Origin of the sequence: Leclercia sp. M50, assembly GCF_037150775.1 — a bacterium.
Classification (GTDB): Bacteria; Pseudomonadota; Gammaproteobacteria; order Enterobacterales; family Enterobacteriaceae; genus Enterobacter.
The window spans coordinates 1-16,555 of the sequence record NZ_JBBCPK010000094.1 but is presented as its reverse complement, the minus strand read 5'-3'; the positions used below and the strand labels follow the sequence as shown (position 1 = coordinate 16,555).

19 protein-coding genes and 1 pseudogene are annotated in these 16,555 nt (G+C 52.4%); 6 read left to right on the top strand and 14 right to left on the bottom strand.

Going from position 1 to position 16,555, the window contains the following annotated elements; genetic code table 11:
• The 4 genes and pseudogenes from slmA to WFM46_RS19115 form a co-directional block, all read right to left on the bottom strand.
• A pseudogene (slmA, locus tag WFM46_RS19130) lies at window positions 1-109 on the bottom strand (nucleoid occlusion factor SlmA); the annotation flags it as partial.
• Window positions 105-356 carry a hypothetical protein gene (locus WFM46_RS19125; protein WP_336998259.1) on the bottom strand — a complete coding sequence of 84 codons (252 nt, stop codon included), beginning with the start codon at window positions 354-356 and terminating at the stop codon, window positions 105-107. The pseudogene slmA and the gene WFM46_RS19125, both read right to left, overlap by 5 nt.
• 387 nt (window positions 357-743) lie before the next feature.
• Window positions 744-2,174 carry a porin family protein gene (locus WFM46_RS19120; protein WP_336998257.1) on the bottom strand — a complete coding sequence of 477 codons (1,431 nt, stop codon included), beginning with the start codon at window positions 2,172-2,174 and terminating at the stop codon, window positions 744-746.
• A 37-nt stretch (window positions 2,175-2,211) separates the two neighbouring features.
• Window positions 2,212-2,979, bottom strand: coding sequence for a Slam-dependent surface lipoprotein (locus WFM46_RS19115; protein ID WP_336998256.1), 768 nt, complete (start codon window positions 2,977-2,979; stop codon window positions 2,212-2,214).
• A gap of 569 nt (window positions 2,980-3,548) precedes the next feature.
• On the opposite strand from WFM46_RS19115, the gene WFM46_RS19110 reads away from it, so the two are divergent.
• Window positions 3,549-3,905, top strand: a complete 357-nt coding sequence (locus tag WFM46_RS19110; protein WP_103178574.1) for a nuclear transport factor 2 family protein — start codon at window positions 3,549-3,551, stop codon at window positions 3,903-3,905.
• 121 nt (window positions 3,906-4,026) lie between these two features.
• Here the strand turns inward: WFM46_RS19110 and arsH are convergent, their stop codons facing one another.
• Entirely contained in the window at window positions 4,027-4,725 is a 699-nt protein-coding gene (arsH, locus tag WFM46_RS19105; protein WP_156238004.1) for an arsenical resistance protein ArsH, read from the bottom strand.
• Window positions 4,726-4,810: 85 nt separating this feature from the next.
• Between arsH and WFM46_RS19100 the strand changes: the two genes are divergently transcribed.
• Genes WFM46_RS19100 through arsC form a run of 3 tightly spaced genes read left to right on the top strand, consistent with a single transcriptional unit; the run spans window position 4,811 to window position 6,903 of the window.
• A complete protein-coding gene (locus WFM46_RS19100) occupies window positions 4,811-5,131 on the top strand; it encodes a transcriptional regulator (RefSeq protein WP_156238005.1) in 321 nt (106 codons plus the stop codon).
• A gap of 44 nt (window positions 5,132-5,175) precedes the next feature.
• Entirely contained in the window at window positions 5,176-6,465 is a 1,290-nt protein-coding gene (locus WFM46_RS19095) for an arsenic transporter (RefSeq protein ID WP_156238006.1), read from the top strand.
• A 12-nt stretch (window positions 6,466-6,477) separates the two neighbouring features.
• Window positions 6,478-6,903, top strand: coding sequence for a glutaredoxin-dependent arsenate reductase (gene arsC, locus WFM46_RS19090; RefSeq protein ID WP_156238007.1), 426 nt, complete (start codon window positions 6,478-6,480; stop codon window positions 6,901-6,903).
• Window positions 6,904-7,214: 311 nt separating this feature from the next.
• Here the strand turns inward: arsC and WFM46_RS19085 are convergent, their stop codons facing one another.
• The 7 genes from WFM46_RS19085 to WFM46_RS19055 form a co-directional block, all read right to left on the bottom strand.
• A complete protein-coding gene (locus WFM46_RS19085; protein WP_103824124.1) occupies window positions 7,215-7,367 on the bottom strand; it encodes a Hok/Gef family protein in 153 nt (50 codons plus the stop codon).
• A 351-nt stretch (window positions 7,368-7,718) separates the two neighbouring features.
• On the bottom strand, window positions 7,719-7,859 hold the full coding sequence (locus WFM46_RS19080; RefSeq protein ID WP_180210385.1) for a hypothetical protein: 141 nt from the start codon (window positions 7,857-7,859) through the stop codon (window positions 7,719-7,721).
• Window positions 7,860-8,560: 701 nt separating this feature from the next.
• Window positions 8,561-8,968: a hypothetical protein gene (locus tag WFM46_RS19075; RefSeq protein ID WP_336998255.1), complete on the bottom strand. Its 408-nt coding sequence runs from the start codon at window positions 8,966-8,968 to the stop codon at window positions 8,561-8,563.
• Window positions 8,969-9,327: 359 nt separating this feature from the next.
• Entirely contained in the window at window positions 9,328-10,041 is a 714-nt protein-coding gene (locus WFM46_RS19070) for a GNAT family N-acetyltransferase (protein ID WP_103178571.1), read from the bottom strand.
• A gap of 225 nt (window positions 10,042-10,266) precedes the next feature.
• The gene (locus WFM46_RS19065) at window positions 10,267-10,755 is read right to left on the bottom strand and encodes a cold-shock protein (RefSeq protein ID WP_103178570.1); all 489 of its coding nucleotides are present in this window, start codon (window positions 10,753-10,755) and stop codon (window positions 10,267-10,269) included.
• Between the two features lie 95 nt (window positions 10,756-10,850).
• The gene (locus tag WFM46_RS19060) at window positions 10,851-11,096 is read right to left on the bottom strand and encodes a YmjA family protein (protein WP_103178569.1); all 246 of its coding nucleotides are present in this window, start codon (window positions 11,094-11,096) and stop codon (window positions 10,851-10,853) included.
• A gap of 44 nt (window positions 11,097-11,140) precedes the next feature.
• Window positions 11,141-11,635: a GNAT family N-acetyltransferase gene (locus WFM46_RS19055; protein ID WP_336998254.1), complete on the bottom strand. Its 495-nt coding sequence runs from the start codon at window positions 11,633-11,635 to the stop codon at window positions 11,141-11,143.
• Between the two features lie 147 nt (window positions 11,636-11,782).
• Here WFM46_RS19055 and WFM46_RS19050 point away from each other — a divergent pair, with 147 nt between their 5' ends.
• A complete protein-coding gene (locus tag WFM46_RS19050) occupies window positions 11,783-12,904 on the top strand; it encodes a YbdK family carboxylate-amine ligase (RefSeq protein ID WP_336998253.1) in 1,122 nt (373 codons plus the stop codon).
• Between the two features lie 40 nt (window positions 12,905-12,944).
• Here WFM46_RS19050 and WFM46_RS19045 read toward each other — a convergent pair whose 3' ends face one another.
• Window positions 12,945-15,653 (bottom strand): cation-transporting P-type ATPase, encoded by a 2,709-nt coding sequence (locus tag WFM46_RS19045; RefSeq protein ID WP_336998252.1) that lies wholly within the window; start codon window positions 15,651-15,653, stop codon window positions 12,945-12,947.
• 484 nt (window positions 15,654-16,137) lie between these two features.
• Here WFM46_RS19045 and WFM46_RS19040 point away from each other — a divergent pair, with 484 nt between their 5' ends.
• Window positions 16,138-16,380, top strand: a complete 243-nt coding sequence (locus WFM46_RS19040) for a DUF1158 domain-containing protein (RefSeq protein ID WP_103824118.1) — start codon at window positions 16,138-16,140, stop codon at window positions 16,378-16,380.
• A gap of 8 nt (window positions 16,381-16,388) precedes the next feature.
• On the opposite strand, the gene WFM46_RS19035 is transcribed toward WFM46_RS19040, so the two are convergent.
• A partial coding sequence (locus tag WFM46_RS19035) for a helix-turn-helix domain-containing protein (protein ID WP_336998258.1) occupies window positions 16,389-16,555 on the bottom strand: 167 nt, incomplete at its 5' end.

The window sequence follows — 16,555 nt, the reverse complement described above, 5'->3', positions numbered from 1 at the left end:
CTTCACAGAAGGCCAGAACTTGCCCGGCAAGCAGTGATTCATCCGTGGTGAAGCCTTCCCCTTCGCGCATTTTCTTTTCGCGTAATACCTGGCGCAGCTGCGCCTCAATACATGGCAGGGATGGCCATGCGCTGGCGATAACGCTCCCATACCGCCAGCGTCTCCGCGTCATTATTAGCCCATGAGGAAACCTGAAGCCAGTCAGCAATCTCTCCCGCTGTTAACTGCGTCTCCTTTTCCCGAACGGCCAGGTATTGCAATAAAGGCTGGCGGTCACCATCCCGCGCCTGAATAATAAGCTCGTCGTAGGTCGACATCTCAGCGTATACCCATGTCGGGAATAACATGCTCACCATTAATAAATATCGTCCCGAACGCAAGGGATTAATAACGCAAGAGGGGCAGGAAACTCTGAGCATAGCTATCCCTTTATCTCTGTTTTAACATGAGCTTTTCATTTTTTCATGGCTAAAAGATGACGGAAATGCAATAGCTAAACAAGAAACCAAAAAGCACCGGCAAATTTAAAATCTCATACTTTCTTCGTATTTATCATTATTCAATAAAAGACTATTTGCTTTAAAAAAAGGACCTGAACGCCGCTCAAAAAAGTTAGCAGCCACGCTGAACTTTTACCAATCCATAAAATAAAAAACACGCCGAAGCGTGCTTTTCATCTTAATTTCACCCCTTCGTATCAGACTTCTTCTGCACACTCAGTAAAATGGCCTGGTAAACGTCTGTTAAAAATTCTTATCCAGCGATAGCAGGACATTCCTCTGTCGATAATCATAGAAATCGATATTGCTGTCGACCTGCTTCCAGGTGAAATTCAGTTTCGGCATCACCCCAAAGAAATAGAGGTCGCGATGCCAGAGCGAGAGGGTATAGATCTGTTCGTTATCTTTCCGTCGCGTCGAGAAGATATCACTGTCGGCCTGGTAATTGCGTCTGGCAATGGCCGTGGTGGCGGCAAAAGAGAGTTGCCAGGGCATATCCACCTGCACCCCGCTGCGTAAACCTACCCGATGGTTAGATTCACTGCGAGTGAAGGTCTGCTGATCGAGCAGATCGAAGCCGGCAAACCCTGACACCCGGTTACTGAAGGCATGGGACAGGGTTGTGGAGGAGTAACGATTTTGCCCGCGCAGGAATCGATAATCTTCATTATCATAATCCAGTTTTTGATATTCCAGCGCCTGACTCACCTGCCAGGTGGGCGTAAGTAAATAACTGTATTCGGCGCGGACGCCAGGGCCAGAAGAATAGGCCTCGGTGCCATACCATCTTTTTTCATAGAAAGGCAACAGGGCGAATTGTTGCCGGAAATTACGCCATTGATAGCCAGCATAAGCGCGGGTGGTAATATCATCAAAATCATGGTTATTCCAGTAACTCTTACCGTTTACCGTACCAATAAATCGCAAGCCATGCTGATCGTGGAGTTGAACATCTTTTTGTAATGCGCCATTGAACCAGAAACCTTCTCCGCGCTGAGGGAAACTCTCTTTATTACGAATAAAAAGACGATCGCCAACCCGAATGGTTTTACCCGATGACGCATTATTCACATTGCTGTCATTCAGATAGCTCACGCTGAATGAACCCGTTAATGCGCTGCCTTGCTGAATGCGCTCCAGATATTGCGCAATGACCTGCTGAATATTCTCAGGCGGATTGCTTTGTAATACCCGACGAAACTGATAATCAGCCGCGTCAAACTGACGATTTTCAAACATGGCCCGCGCTAAATCCAGACGCACCGCAGCAAAGTCAGGATGCCTGCTCAGAATAGCGCGATAGTGTTCGATCGCCTCTGCATAATGCCCCTGACTGCGCGCCAGACCGGCTTTTGCAAAATGAATCAGGGTTGAATCCGGATTGGGTGACGCTGCATAGACAGGTAAAATGGCACGAACCATCGGCCACTTCTCTTCACGAATGGCCTGATCGAGTAGCGCCATTGCCAGCTCTGGCTGTTCCGCCAGTTGCGCATTGGTAACATGCAGCGTCTTATCGCCAGGCCCGGTGCGCTTGTCCGGCGTGGTCAGTCGTTCAAGGTGGGGAGCTGCAGGAATTGAGTCGGTTTCCGGCGGCGCAGCAAACGCAACGCTGAGCGGGCAGAGCAAACTCAGTGCGCCAGTACGCAAAATATTCATAGAAAGGCTTACCATCTGAAGGTCCGGTCAGCCTGGCTGACCGGAAAACGTTTTATTGACGTGTCGCGCCAAAGGATGCGTTTTTAGTCGTGTCTGCAAACTGCGCCAGACCGCCTAACTCTTCAGCTGTTGGACCATTGAAATGTCCGGTGAAGGTCCCCGCCTGCCCGCCGGATTGCGCATTACCGGTGAATCCACCGTTGGCAATGTTGCCCTGCATCGCAATTTCGCTACCAAAGGTATCATTGCCGGCAATAGTGCCGTTGATGGTTTTCGCGGCGAAATCAATGTTAAAGCTGGCATCGCTCAGGATATTTTCACGCATACCGTGACCTACATAGGTCGCAGTGCCCTGGGTTGGCACGTTAGCCGCGAGCGTGGCATCCCCGGTGTAGAAGACCTCATGCTGACCTTTTTCATACTGTGTCCAGGTACCGAATGTGGTGTAACTCATCCGGCCACAGCACCATGACGTTGAGGAGACCGGGGTATGGTCGTCACGGGTGAGCCGCTGGGTTTGCACCAGGCCCGCAGAGATCCCGGTGCCGCGCATAACATATTCACGGCCCTCAGGGGTGGTGTAAGTCCAACCAGAAAGGGTACCGCCGGTAGTCAGGCTGACCGGTGCCGTGGCAGGGGTTTCCGGTGTGGTGGCAGGCGTTTCCGGGGTGGTACCCGTATTGCCGTTATCCGTTTCCACAGGCGCAGTGGTTACCGGAGGCGTGCTGTCGCCGCCACCGCCACCACCGCCTCCGCCACCACCACCACATGCAGTCAACACAAAAGCGGTCAGTAATAAACCAGGTTTTAAAATCCCCATACGCTAAACGTCCTTGGTTGTGAATAAATTCGCAGGATTTGTAACATAATTTTTGCGAATGAATTTACGCCAAAACATTTAGCATCTCTAATGATTAGTCCTTATTGCCGTTCATTCTAAGATTAATCTTAACAACCACTTACACAATGTCTCGCCTGGGGTTCCGTTAATCGGCGTTAATTTAACTTAAGGCAATGAATTAGCGTTTCTTCACGCACGCTTCATTATGTGCCCTTATTCATCCTCTCTTCTGCCTATTACAAATAATGCAACTCAGGTTTTTAAGTTTTTTAATGGAACAATCCTGAACGTCTTTTAAACCCGATATCAGAGGAATCAGTCTGCTCTGTCACGGCCATGCAAAAGAGGACGATGCGTTCAGCGGTGCTGATATAGCCCTAAGACTGAAGAGTTCTATAGGTTGCATTGCAGGTGGAAAGCCTGAAAAAGTCGCGATTACCGCCTGCATCAGAAAATTTATAATGGTCCGATTTGTGCCAGAAGGGGATGTTGCTTTTCAGCGTTCATTGTCCTAAAAGTTAATGGCCCAATGTAATAAGGACAATACTATGCTCCTTGAGAGATTAAAAAGTCTCGAATGTTCTCTTCATGATGACAAGCGGAACGATCGGGAATGGCTTGAAGAGATACTTCATGAGGAATTTCGAGAGATAACGCGATCTGGCATGTTAGTTGATAGGGCAGAAACAATAGAGGCACTTTCTACTGAAGATAAAAGTCCAATAATTCACAGTGACGACTTTAGACTTATCATCGTTAGAAAAAATTTCGCCATATTGCATTACAGAACTTTTGATCCAGATGGCAGTAATGCCTCTCTTCGTTCCTCATGCTGGGAAATGAGTGGCAATGGCCAATGGCAATTGATATTCCATCAGGGAACGCCTGAGTTAAAGCGCGTTTAGATGCAAGATGCAACGTCCGCTCCTAGCTCCCAGCGGACCTTCAGCTTCGTTAACTCGTCCGCTCTGTGCCAATAGCGGACGTTGTTAAGCTCATGCAGTATGGATTCACGAAGAACAGACGTTATATTTTGTCCTGATTGACACGGGATGAAAGCTCCTGATGGCTCTCTTTTCGCTCGCTGTAACGATCCGCAAGATAACCGGTTTGTCCCTTAAGCAGCAGTGTGATTTTAAACAGCTCCTCGGCTACATCGACAATGCGGTCATACCATGACGAAGGTTTCATTCGGCCGTTTTCGTCGAACTCTTGCCATGCCCTGGCTACGGAAGACTGGTTGGGGATCGTAAACATCCGCATCCAGCGGCCCAGAATACGCATCTGGTTCACTGCATTGAAGGACTGGGAACTACCGCAGACCTGCATTACCGCAAGTGTTTTGCCCTGTGAAGGACGAACCGCGCCTTCACTTAAGGGTATCCAGTCAATCTGCGCCTTCATAACTGCGCTCATAGCCCCGTGCCGTTCCGGAGAACTCCACACCATCCCGTCACACCATCTGACCAGACCGCGTAGCTCGGTGACTTTAGGGTGCGTGTCCGGCGCATCATCCGGCAGGGGTAAACCGGAGGGGTTAAAGAGTTTTACCTCCGCGCCCATTGCCGTCAGCAGGCGACCAGCTTCTTCCGCGGCAAAACGGCTGTAGGAGCGCTCTCTTACTGAGCCATACAGGATCAGAATCCGTGGCGGCTCCTGCAGGTGCAGGCGTTCCGTGATGTGTTGATCAAAGCATTCGGTGTTCAAGGCAGGAAATTGTTCCATTTTTCTCCTCCGGAGAGAACAGGTGATTTTAAAATTTATACATATGATTTAACATATATGTATTCTAAAGAGAACGGAGTGATAAATGCTACAACCTGTTCAGCTTTTCAAAATCCTGTCGGATGAAACACGGCTTGCCATCGTCATGCTTCTCCGGGAGTCCGGTGAACTGTGCGTCTGCGATATCTGCGCGGCCACCTCCGTATCGCAGCCAAAAATCTCGCGACATATGGCTATCCTTCGCGATGCTGGGCTGGTTCTTGACCGTCGTGAAGGCAAATGGATCCACTATCGTCTGTCACCCCACATACCGGCGTGGGCAGCTGAGACAATCACAACGTCCTGGCAGTGTATGCGGGAGGATGTGCGTGAATGGCTGGATAAATCAGCCTGCACCTCCTGCTGAGGCAGGAAAACATATTTACATAATCATATATGATGGAGTCTGAGATGCTTCTGGCAGGGAGTATATTTTTACTGACGCTGGTACTGGTTATCTGGCAACCCAGAGGCCTGAGTATTGGCTGGAGCGCGAGTATCGGGGCAGTGCTGGCGCTCGGAGCCGGTGTCATCCATGTCGCTGATATTCCCGTTGTCTGGAATATCGTCTGGAACGCGACAGCGGCATTTATTGCGGTCATCATCATCAGCCTGCTGCTCGATGAGTCCGGCTTCTTTGAATGGGCCGCACTGCACGTCTCCCGCTGGGGTAACGGACGTGGCCGCCTGCTGTTCACCTGGATAGTCTTGCTCGGTGCCGCTGTTGCTGCGTTGTTTGCCAATGACGGCGCCGCGCTGATCCTGACGCCGATTGTGATTGCGATGCTGCTCGCTCTGGGGTTCAGCCAGGGCACGACACTGGCCTTTGTCATGGCTGCAGGATTTATTGCAGATACGGCCAGCCTGCCGCTCATTGTTTCTAACCTGGTTAATATCGTCTCGGCGGACTTCTTCGGTCTGGGCTTTACGCAGTACGCTTCCGTTATGATCCCCGTGGATGCGGCAGCGATTGCGGCCACGCTGATCATGCTGCATTTCTTCTTCCGCAGGGATATTCCGGCAACGTATGACGTTTCGCTGCTGAAGAAGCCTGCCAGTGCAATCAAGGATCCGGCAACCTTCAGGGCGGGCTGGATTGTCCTGTTATTGCTGCTTGTCGGTTTCTTTGTTCTGGAGCCGCTGGGGATCCCGGTCAGTGCGATAGCGGCGGCTGGCGCAGCAGTGCTGTTTGTGGTGGCGAAACGAGGCCATGCCATCAATACCGGGAAAGTCCTGCGCGGTGCGCCATGGCAGATCGTTATTTTCTCGCTGGGCATGTACCTCGTGGTCTATGGCCTGCGCAATGCAGGGCTCACGGAGCACCTGTCTGGTGTGCTGAATCTGCTGGCAGACAAGGGGTTATGGGCAGCGACGTTCGGCACCGGCTTCCTGACGGCATTTCTCTCATCAGTGATGAACAATATGCCGACGGTGCTGATTGGCGCGCTGTCGATTGACGGTAGTACGGCGACTGGCGTCGTCAAAGAGGCAATGATTTATGCCAATGTGATTGGGTGTGATTTAGGCCCGAAAATCACCCCGATAGGCAGTCTGGCAACCTTGCTGTGGCTGCATGTGCTTGCCCGGAAAAATATGACGATCACCTGGGGATATTACTTCCGTACCGGCATTGTCATGACTGTGCCGGTGCTGTTTGTCACTCTGGCCGCTCTGGCGTGGCGGCTCTCTGTCACTTTGTAATGAGATACTGATATGAGCAACATTACCATCTATCACAACCCGGCCTGTGGCACCTCACGCAACACGCTGGAGATGATCCGTAACAGCGGCAACGAACCGATGATAATTCATTATCTCGATACGCCACCGACCCGTGATGAGCTGATTAAACTTATTTCAGATATGGGAATTACGGTGCGTGCATTACTGCGTAAGAATGTTGAGCCTTATGAACTCCTGGGTCTTGATGAAGAGAAATTTAGTGATGAGCAGTTGATTGATTTCATGCTTCAACATCCGATCCTGATTAATCGGCCGATTGTCGTTACGCCGCTTGGCACTCGTCTTTGCCGCCCTTCAGAAATAGTGCTGGATATTCTACCGGAAGGCCAGAAAGGAGCGTTTACCAAAGAGGATGGCGAGAAGGTCATTGACGAAACGGGGAAGCGGGTTAATTAATCTACCCACTTCAAAATATCGGACGCCTGTTTACGCTATGCGGGCGTCCGCTTTTCGCTCATAGCGGACGTGACATCAGATTATTTGGCATAACGCCTTATTAAGCGCCGCATTAAAGGACTGAAGGCATTCATGAATTATCCCCCAAAACCTCAACAAACCGTCCGAAAATAGAGACTTGCCTTAAGATGGATGCTACAACTCTGTTCAAATAAAAATGCCCCGCCTGGCGATACGCCAGACGGGGCAAAAAAACGGGTGCCTGTACCAAACCGACAACCGGATAAGCGGGGATTGCTCCCCGCATACCGCTACTTCTTCGTTTCGTAAGCGAGAACAGCTTTCACTTCCACATCACGCTCCTTAAAGCTCAGCTCGCATAACGTTTCGCGAACCAGAAACGTGACGCCCAGCACAGTTAAAGCCAGCACCAGGATCGCCCAAAAGGCGTACTTGTTAAGCATGTCATTGCCTCCTTGCTAAGAAGAGGCTACCATCCAAATTGTCTGGGTTTGGAGTGGTAGCCCCGGTTGATGGAAACATCTCCGGGGCTTTTGCTTTCTGCATCTCCAGACCTGCCTGAGCTCAGAAAGCATCAGGCACCCGCTGCAATACTACGCTCGTACCGGTGAAAAAATCGCCTTTCTACTGGTTATTTAGCCAGTTAAATTACTTTTTCAGAAAACGTTTAGATGCTGGCATGAAATGGGTTACATCGACGTCATCACCGGGCAGAGTGCAATCATGCCAGAAGCGTAGAAACCTCATTCTGTACAACCTTTTTCGTTTGACGAACCTGTACGCTGAGGCGTGCTTCAGTTACCAGGGTTAAGCTGATAGTGCTGGCGATGAAGCATCAGGGCTTCTGCGATGATGTCCTGTTTGCTTTTACGCGTTTCGTAAGCGGTGGCCTGCACGTATTCACAAAGCTCATCATCGATACGTGCGCTCAGCATGGTTAACCGGGCATTTTTACTTTCACCTCGCGGTCTGCGCTTTGATGGATAACTTCTGATTTTGTCCACACTCCCTCCGTCTTAAGCATGCAGTTATTTCATGTACTGAAATATGAAAGTCTGCTTAAAACATGTCAATATTCAAAATCTGAGACATATCTTGTTGAAGATGTGTTAAATCAGAAAGACTTTATCGATAAATTATTTTCAAATGAAAGAAAGTGATATGTCTTACAATAGACAGGCAGCGCAGAACATTATGTTTGCGATTAGACTTCATGAAGAAGACTTCAATGATTGTCAAAGTGGTCATCTTTACCGGGATTGCGCAAATGTCAGGCGCACCAGAGCGTTATGTGCCTGACGAGAGTGATACTCAGAGAGAATGACCCGATACCCTGTGCGTTTGAGCTGTACTCTTCAGATAACCCCGTCAAACTCAACCAGAGCAAAAGACTAGTTAAAGACTATTTTATCTAGTAACAACTTTTTAAAAACCGTCACTAAATAACATTATTAAGACAATTAAATAAGTCACTAAAGTTTGACTTTAGTCAAATGAGTCAAGGCTCATAAAGTGCGGTAACCGGACGATATCATGCCCACCAAAGAGGTGGGCTGACCTGTTTAACGGTGGTGATGATGGTTGTAGCGCGCCTTACGATCGTGCTCGCGTTCCCGCGCCGGTTTCTGCCCTGCCCTCAGGCGGTAACATCCGATCTGTTCTCCTGGCGCACGCCCGCAAACAGCCAGCGCCAGAAAAAGACCTTCACACCCGAACCCAGGAACATCGCCAGCCAGAGCCATGGGCTGTATTTGAGGCTGGTATGGATGACCTCCACCAGGTCAACGTGCAGATGATCGGCGATGGCATACTCAACAATTACCCGTGCGATCAGCATGGTTACCATCATGATCGTAATCGCGACTGGTTTCCCGATATGTGGCAGGTGGCCGGACGCCCAGCGCCACAGGAAAGTGGTACTCAGGATAAATACTGTCAGCAACTGCAAGCCAATATCGAGGCCATATTCGTGAGCCTGACTGGAGATATTCAGCACGCCAGCAATGATGACAATAGCCAGAAGATTTTTTTTAATTATGCCCATTTCAAATTTCTCTTTTCAATTAAGTAAAGGATTTAATAATTAATTCACATCACCATGAATCATGACGGCTTTCGACAAAGAAACGCGTGGCCTCACCGCGCAGCACAAGGTTGCGCCAGCCGAAAAGGCTGCGCTCCACGGACGTTTTACAGACAGGCTGGTTATTTCCGCTGAGTGCTATCATCCGCGCAATTAATACCAACGGGGTGATAATAAGGCGTATTAATTCGGGCTGCTAAAGATAATAAATGTATACTTTTAATTGCGGAGTAATCTGAATAAATAATATTGTTAATGGCAAAAGAAAATAAACGACACAGGGGCCCCTTTTCAGAGGGGCCCCTGCGGTAGACTCACTGTTATGCCGTTTCGGGGCGAGCGTGAAACGCCTCAAGGCGTTTGATCTGCCGTCCATCGTTATCAAAATTATCTGCGGCCAGCCAGCCACGCAGAGCCGCGTCCCGCTCCGGCCATTCGCTATCGATGATGGAGAGCATATCGCTGTCGCGGTTACGGCCTTTACGCACCAGCTTCTGACGCAACCGCCCTTCCCAGGTAAAGCCCAGCCGCTCTGCGGCCCGGCGCGAGGGGATGTTCATCGAATCGCACTTCCACTCCAGACGGCGATAGCCTCGCTCAAAACCATATTTCAGCAGCAGCCAGATCGCCTCAGTGCCGAGCGGGCTGTTTTTCATTTTGCGCGACCAGGTGACATGCCCTATCTCCACCGAACCCAGCTGTTGCTCAATGGCCATATAACAGACCAGCCCGACGGCGCGCTCGCTCTGGCGATCGATCACTGCAAAAGGCACCAGCGCCTTATCCTGCACTTTGCCCTGCACCCAGCTGGCGGTCTCTTCCACGCTGGCAGGTTGATTGCTGGCAAGCCAGGTCCAGTCGCTGTCGTCGCCCAGCGCATAGGCCTCGAACAGATCGCTCGCATGCTGGTGCGCATTCAGCGGCTCAAGGCGGCAAAAACGCCCTTCCAGCACCCCACGCTCCAGTACACTGGCCCCTTGCCAGCCGGGAACAGGATCGTTAACCATCTGTCCCCAGATATTCATCTCCGGCACGCTGCTACCCCCTTCTTTGTTAACGGTTTGTTATTTCACAATACAGGATTGTCTGCATAACAGTACTGCCGGGCGCGTTAATCGCGTAAATAATTCTTTATACTGGCGATGTATCAGGAGAGTAGGTCGATGAGAGGACGGCGCTGCGCTTGCACGGGCCTGCGTTTCGCGCCGCTTTGGTTTGCAGGCCGGGTAAGGCGCAGCCGCTACCCGGCAGGATGCAGATTACTTCAGGTTCTTGAGCATTTTCACCGTGGCGTCCAGGTCAATCTCATCTTCGGAGAAGATAAAGGTTTTGCCCTGGAAGGTGGTGATAGCCAGTTTTCTTACCGTGCGCATTTCGCCCGCTTTGGCCGTTGATTTCGGCGCGATATTGCCCATCAGGCTCTTCACCGACAGCACGCCGTTCTCTTTATCAATCCGGGTTTCGGCGGGCTCTTCTTCGCTGTAGACCAGGTAAGATTTGATGGAGGTGATCTTATGACGCTCGCCATCGAGATAAATATATTTGCTCTCGGGGATCACCTTCACCGCATACGCCGACAACCCCTTGTTGTTGGTGGTCGGTTCAAACGTTACCGCGGCATCTTTCTTAATCAGATCGGGATTGGCGACCTTAATCACATGAAAATAGCGGTTATCGCCGTTTTCATCTTTGATAAATCCAAAGCCCTTATCTGCAAACCAGGTTGTGATTGTTCCGTTCATCGCCATTGCCGTTACCGCCTAATTAATCGTTACTAACTCAGTTTTTGCCGCGCGCAGTGTAAAGCACAACGCCTGCGCAGACTATGTCTTTCATGCAGGAACTACTCATTGCCCCACTGGTTCAGAAAATTGGCGATATCGTCAATGCGCTGGGTGTTGATGCCGGCTTCCACCGCCATCTCGGTCTGCGCCGCTTCGCTGATCTCTTCGTTATTCATTAAACGGGTGATCAGCAACTGGAAATAGAGCGCCAGCGAATCACGCTCTGACTCGTTGACCGGTTCGGCGGCTTCCGTCGTGTACTCATCCACGATGTCATAGTATTTAATCGGTACGTCGTTGCTCATGCGTTATCCTCAGGGTGTCAGTTGTTGCGAGGATTTTAGCATCCTCACAATATTTTTTCCGCGGTCGCCACAATAGACTTGCTCATGTTGACTCCGGTAATGCCAAAACCGCTGGTCTCGTAAAGATGCCGGGCACGGGCATTATCCCCTGCCACACGCAGTCTGATCTCTTTAAAGCCCCTTTCGCGCAGATGCGCTTCAAAAACGCGAAGAGTCTGTTTACCCAGCCCCTCCCCCTGACAAGAGGTGAAAATATGAAAATCGTAGATAAACACTGAACGCATCATCGTATCGGGTTTGTACCAGAGATAACCGACAGGCCTGTTGGTCTGATCTATCGGCGCAACAAGAGAGAGTAAAACGTGTCCATGCGTATTCACGCCTTCAGGAAGCATTTCAGCAATTTCCTGCTTCGCTCTGGCAAGAGAATCGTGTTGAGAGAGTCCGTAGTTTGAGGCGATCTCCCCGGCATAATCATCAATAAAATAGTCCAGATAAGCAGGATACTCATCCTCTGTCAGGGGTCGAAATGAGACCATTGCTTGCTCCTTAATGTTAATAATCAGGCCAATATTAATAGCGATAACGACTCTGGAGCGTCAAGGTAGACTGGGCCTGTTCCATAGGGAAAGGGAGAACTTCACCCATTGTCTATACTCAACTCATCACAGACAACGGAGTGCGCCATGCCCTTACCTGATTTCAAATCCTCTGAACCCTACACTCTCGGCATTGAGCTTGAACTCCAGGTCGTCAACCCGCCGGGCTACGATCTGAGCCAGGACTCATCCGCCCTGATCGCCGCCGTGAAAGATGACATCAAAAGCGGTGAAGTGAAGCACGATATCACCGAAAGCATGCTGGAGATCGCCACCGGCGTATGCCAGAACATCGACCAGGCGGCGGCGCAATTCTCCGCCATGCAGCAGAGTATCCTGCGCGCGGCGGCGGAGCACCATATCCAGATCTGCGGCGGCGGCACGCATCCGTTTCAGAAATGGCAGCGTCAGGAGGTATGCGAGGACGAACGCTACAACGCCACCCTGGAGCGCTTTGGCTATCTGATTTTGCAGGCCACGGTCTTCGGCCAGCACGTTCATGTGGGCTGTCGCACTGGCGATGACGCCATCTACCTGCTGCACGGCCTGTCGTGCTTCGTGCCACACTTTATCGCCCTGGCGGCAAGCTCGCCCTATATGCAGGGCACCGACACCAAATTCTCCTCTTCGCGCCTCAATATCTTCTCCGGCTTCCCGGATAACGGCCTGATGCCGTGGGTCAACAGCTGGCAGGAGTTCGAAGGGCTGTTCCGCCGCCTGAGCCATACCAGCATGATCGACAGCATTAAAGATCTGCACTGGGACATTCGCCCCAGCCCCCATTTTGGCACCGTAGAGGTACGGGTGATGGACACGCCGCTGACCCTCGCCCATGCCATCAATATCGCCGGGCTGATCCAGGCCACCTCCCACTGGCTGCTCACCACCCGGCCTTACAAGCACCAGGAGCGGGATTTTCTGCTCTACCGCTTTAACCGTTTTCAGGCCTGCCGCTACGGGCTGGAGGGGATCCTGACGGACGTCCATACCGGGGAGCAGAAAACCATTGCGGAGGATCTCGCCTGGCTGCTGGAGCGCGTCGCGCCTTCTGCCGCAAAGCTCGGGGCGTCGAGTGCGATTGAAGAGATTGCCCAGAGCCTGAAACAGGAGAAGAGCGAGGCGCAGCGCATGCGGGACTTTATCGCCGACGGCGGCTCGCTCATTTCTCTGGTGCAAAAACATGCCGAGCTGTGGGCGACGAGTCCGTAATCGCTCTCTTTCCCCCTCTCCCAAAGGAGAGGGGCAAACGTTATGCCGCCTTACGGAACCTGCGGGTGAGTCGCTTCTCGATTTCGACAATGAAGAACATCGCGCCCGCGGTCGCCAGAGTGACAAACCAGTAGCGCAGCGGCAGCGCTTCGGTGCCGAACAGCATCTGCATAAACGGCAGGTAGATAATCGCCAGCTGCAGCAGCAACAGCACGCCCGTCACCAGCCAGATGCCTTTGTTCGCCAGCAAACCGCGGTTCAGGGAGAAGCCTTCGGTGTTGCGGCAGTTAATCATGTAGACCCACTGGGCGCAGACCAGCATCTGCAGCAGCACGGTGCGGATGAACTCCGCGCTGTGGCCGCGCGGAGCCAGCCAGGCTTCCAGCGCAAAGGCGGCGACGGCGATCAGGGTGCCGACGAAAGCCACCCGCCAGACGGCATAACCATCCATCACGTGCTGCCCGGTCTGACGCGGCGGGCGACGCATGATGTTGCGCTCGGCGGCCTCAAATGCCAACCCGAAGGAGAGCGTGGCGGAGGTCGCCATGTTCATCCATAAAATCAGCACCGGCGTCAGGGGAATGATGTTCCCCGCCAGCAGGGCAATCACAATCAGCAGCCCCTGCGCGAGGTTGGTCGGCATGATAAACAGAATGGTCTTCTTCAGGTTGTCGTAGACGCGACGCCCCTCTTTCACCGCGCTGGCGATGGTGGCGAAGTTGTCATCCGTCAGGACCATATCCGCCGCCTCTTTGGTCACTTCCGTGCCCTTAATGCCCATCGCGATGCCCACGTCCGCCTGGCGCAGCGCCGGGGCATCGTTTACGCCGTCGCCGGTCATGCCGACGATTTCGCCTTTCTCCTGCAAGGCTTTCACCAGACGCAGCTTATGCTCCGGGCTGGTGCGGGCGAAGATATCGTACTCCACCGCCGCTTGTGCCAGCTCGCCATCATCCATCTGTTCCAGCCGGGAGCCGGTCACCGCCTGGCCGCTGTTGGCGATCCCCAGCATCTGGCCGATGCTCATGGCCGTCTGCGGGTGATCCCCGGTGATCATCTTGACGCGGATCCCCGCCTGCTGGCAGGCATGAATGGCGTCGATCGCTTCCGGACGCGGCGGATCCATCATCCCGGCGATACCGAGGAAGATCAGGCCGTGGCTGAGGTCGTCGTGGGTTAACGTCTGTTCACCGTTCGCCGGTTTGTACGCCGCCGCCACCATACGCAGCCCCTGACGAGCGTAACGCTCCATCTCAGCTTCCCAGTAGCTGCGGTTGAAGGCTTCGGCACCATTACGGGTCTGCTGCTGCGCGCAGAGAGCGAAAATAACGTCCGGCGCGCCGGTGATAAGGATCTGCTCCTCATCCCCTATCCGATAGTGGGCGCTCATGTACTTGTACTGGGAGTCAACCGGGTTTTTGTTAATCAGCGTGGTGGTGACCGGCGTTAGCCGCGCTTTGGCCGCCAGTACCTTCAGCGCACCTTCGGTCGGCCCGCCGGTGATACGCCACAGGCCGCGCTCGTCCTGGATCATCTGGCTGTCGTTACACAGGTCGATGGTGCGCAGATAGTGCTCCAGCACCGTACCCGGCTGGATCTGCACCGGCTCGTCGCTGCCCTCCAGAGAGATGTTGCCTTCCGGAGCATAGCTGTCGCCCTCAACGCGGTAGCAGCTGTCGGCGGTGATGATCGCCTTGACGGTCATCTCGTTCATGGTCAGGGTGCCGGTTTTATCCGAGCAGACCACGGTCATCGCCCCCAGAGTTTCTACGGTGGGCAGTTTACGGATAATAGCGCGCTTGCGGGCCATCGCCTGCACGCCCAGCGACAGGATAATCGAGATAATGGCAGGCAGACCTTCCGGCACCGCCGCCACGGCCAGGCTAATCAAAGAGAGCAGCAGCTCGCCGAGCGGCATGTCGCGCAGCAGCAGGCTAAAGACGAACAGCGCGGCCATCATCGCCATGATGATCCCGAAGATGGCCTTGCCGAGTTTGTCCATCTGCACCAGCAGCGGGGTGCGGTGCTTCTCGATCCCGGCCATCATCTGATTAATGTGGCCCAGTTCGGTCTCCTGGCCGGTGGCAATGACTACCCCAACGCCGCCGCCTGCGCTCACCGTGGTACCGGAGAAGACCAGGTTGGTGCGGTCGCCGAGCGGTAATTCCCCGTTCAGCGGCTGGGTGTGTTTATCCACCACCGTCGATTCGCCGGTGAGAATAGCCTCTTCAACGCGTAAATTATGTGCCTCAATTAAACGCATATCGGCCGGAATACGATCCCCGGCACGCAGGAAAATAATATCCCCGGGAACTATTTCAGTTGTGGGTATTGTTTCATGATCGCCGTCACGAATAACACGGGCATCGCTGGCGAGCATATTCCGGATGCTGCTCAGTGATTTTTCGGCGTTACTTTCCTGAATATGACCAATTAACGCGTTAATGACCGCCACACCCAGAATAACCAGGGTATCGATCCAGTGTCCCATTATTGCCGTTAATAGTGCAGCGGCCAGCAATACATAAATCAGCACATCGTTAAAATGGGCCAGAAAACGCAGCCAGGCCGGTCTGGCTTTTTTCTCCGGCAGCGCGTTGGGACCATGTTTGTCCAGCCGCGCCTGTGCTTGTGCGCGGCTCAGACCCGCCGCGGTGCTCTGCTGCGCGGCAAGTGTCTGCTCTACGGTCTGCTGATAGGCCATGTTTGGCGTGGCGTGCGGCGTCTGGATGTGGTGCATTTTGGTCATATTTCAGCTCCTTCAGTTTGCGGTGAGCAAAAGCCTGAATTCCATCTCTGCTTTTATAAATCTGTCGACAATATTGAGTTGTCAGGAAAATTAATTTATCGCACTATTATTGTTGTCGGTGGCATTAAACCGGTAACGTCTCATTTCACCAGGGCGATTTTTACAAATTATTTCTAAACCGAAACTAAACGAGAGGGAACCATGTTTGGGATTTATCGCGGACGACGCCTGGCGTTATATATTCTCGTTGCCATTGTTATTGCGACGTTAATTGGAATGAGCACCTATACCTTTGTAAAAGCCTTTGCCGGAGGGTGACAATAATTGACATTAATGCAGGTTAATTGAATAGAGATCTTTCTGGTGGGGGAAATAACAGCGAATTAGCGGACAATTACTTATCGCGCCTGCGTCTGACGGTTGATATTGCTTTACGAAGCCCTATCCGTGACAATGTTATTTTTAACTGACGATTAACATAATCATGAGACACCCGTTAGAATCGCTGTTAACGGCAGGCGGCATTTTGTTGATGGCCTTTCTCTCCGTTCTGTTACTGCCTGCGCCGTCGCTGGGGCTGGTGGTGGCGCAAAAGCTGATGACCCTCTTCCATCTGATGGATCTGAATCAGCTTTACACCATCATCTTTTGCCTGTGGTTTTTACTGCTCGGCGCCATTGAATTCTTTATTCTGCGTTTCATCTGGCGCCGCTGGTTTGCGCGTTAAGCCTGCTGTTAATGCGCGCGACTGTGGTTATCCTTGCGATACGCCCCAGGCGGCTGGTTAAAGGTGCGGGTAAAGACGCGGGTAAAGGTCTGCTGGGAGTCAAAGCCGTAACGCAGGCAGATATCGTAGACCTTTTCATCCGATTCACGCAGATCCCGCGCCGCCAGCCGCAGCT

Excerpts from the sequence above, each read along its gene's own strand:
- WFM46_RS19125 (WP_336998259.1), bottom strand. The coding sequence starts at position 356 with ATGGTGAGCATGTTATTCCCGACATGGGTATACGCTGAGATGTCGACC.
- WFM46_RS19120 (WP_336998257.1), bottom strand. The coding sequence starts at position 2,174 with ATGGTAAGCCTTTCTATGAATATTTTGCGTACTGGCGCACTGAGTTTG.
- WFM46_RS19115 (WP_336998256.1), bottom strand. The coding sequence starts at position 2,979 with ATGGGGATTTTAAAACCTGGTTTATTACTGACCGCTTTTGTGTTGACT.
- WFM46_RS19110 (WP_103178574.1), top strand. The coding sequence starts at position 3,549 with ATGCTCCTTGAGAGATTAAAAAGTCTCGAATGTTCTCTTCATGATGAC.
- arsH (WP_156238004.1), bottom strand. The coding sequence starts at position 4,725 with ATGGAACAATTTCCTGCCTTGAACACCGAATGCTTTGATCAACACATC.
- WFM46_RS19100 (WP_156238005.1), top strand. The coding sequence starts at position 4,811 with ATGCTACAACCTGTTCAGCTTTTCAAAATCCTGTCGGATGAAACACGG.
- WFM46_RS19095 (WP_156238006.1), top strand. The coding sequence starts at position 5,176 with ATGCTTCTGGCAGGGAGTATATTTTTACTGACGCTGGTACTGGTTATC.
- arsC (WP_156238007.1), top strand. The coding sequence starts at position 6,478 with ATGAGCAACATTACCATCTATCACAACCCGGCCTGTGGCACCTCACGC.
- WFM46_RS19085 (WP_103824124.1), bottom strand. The coding sequence starts at position 7,367 with ATGCTTAACAAGTACGCCTTTTGGGCGATCCTGGTGCTGGCTTTAACT.
- WFM46_RS19080 (WP_180210385.1), bottom strand. The coding sequence starts at position 7,859 with ATGCTGAGCGCACGTATCGATGATGAGCTTTGTGAATACGTGCAGGCC.
- WFM46_RS19075 (WP_336998255.1), bottom strand. The coding sequence starts at position 8,968 with ATGGGCATAATTAAAAAAAATCTTCTGGCTATTGTCATCATTGCTGGC.
- WFM46_RS19065 (WP_103178570.1), bottom strand. The coding sequence starts at position 10,755 with ATGGCGATGAACGGAACAATCACAACCTGGTTTGCAGATAAGGGCTTT.
- WFM46_RS19060 (WP_103178569.1), bottom strand. The coding sequence starts at position 11,096 with ATGAGCAACGACGTACCGATTAAATACTATGACATCGTGGATGAGTAC.
- WFM46_RS19055 (WP_336998254.1), bottom strand. The coding sequence starts at position 11,635 with ATGGTCTCATTTCGACCCCTGACAGAGGATGAGTATCCTGCTTATCTG.
- WFM46_RS19050 (WP_336998253.1), top strand. The coding sequence starts at position 11,783 with ATGCCCTTACCTGATTTCAAATCCTCTGAACCCTACACTCTCGGCATT.
- WFM46_RS19045 (WP_336998252.1), bottom strand. The coding sequence starts at position 15,653 with ATGACCAAAATGCACCACATCCAGACGCCGCACGCCACGCCAAACATG.
- WFM46_RS19040 (WP_103824118.1), top strand. The coding sequence starts at position 16,138 with ATGAGACACCCGTTAGAATCGCTGTTAACGGCAGGCGGCATTTTGTTG.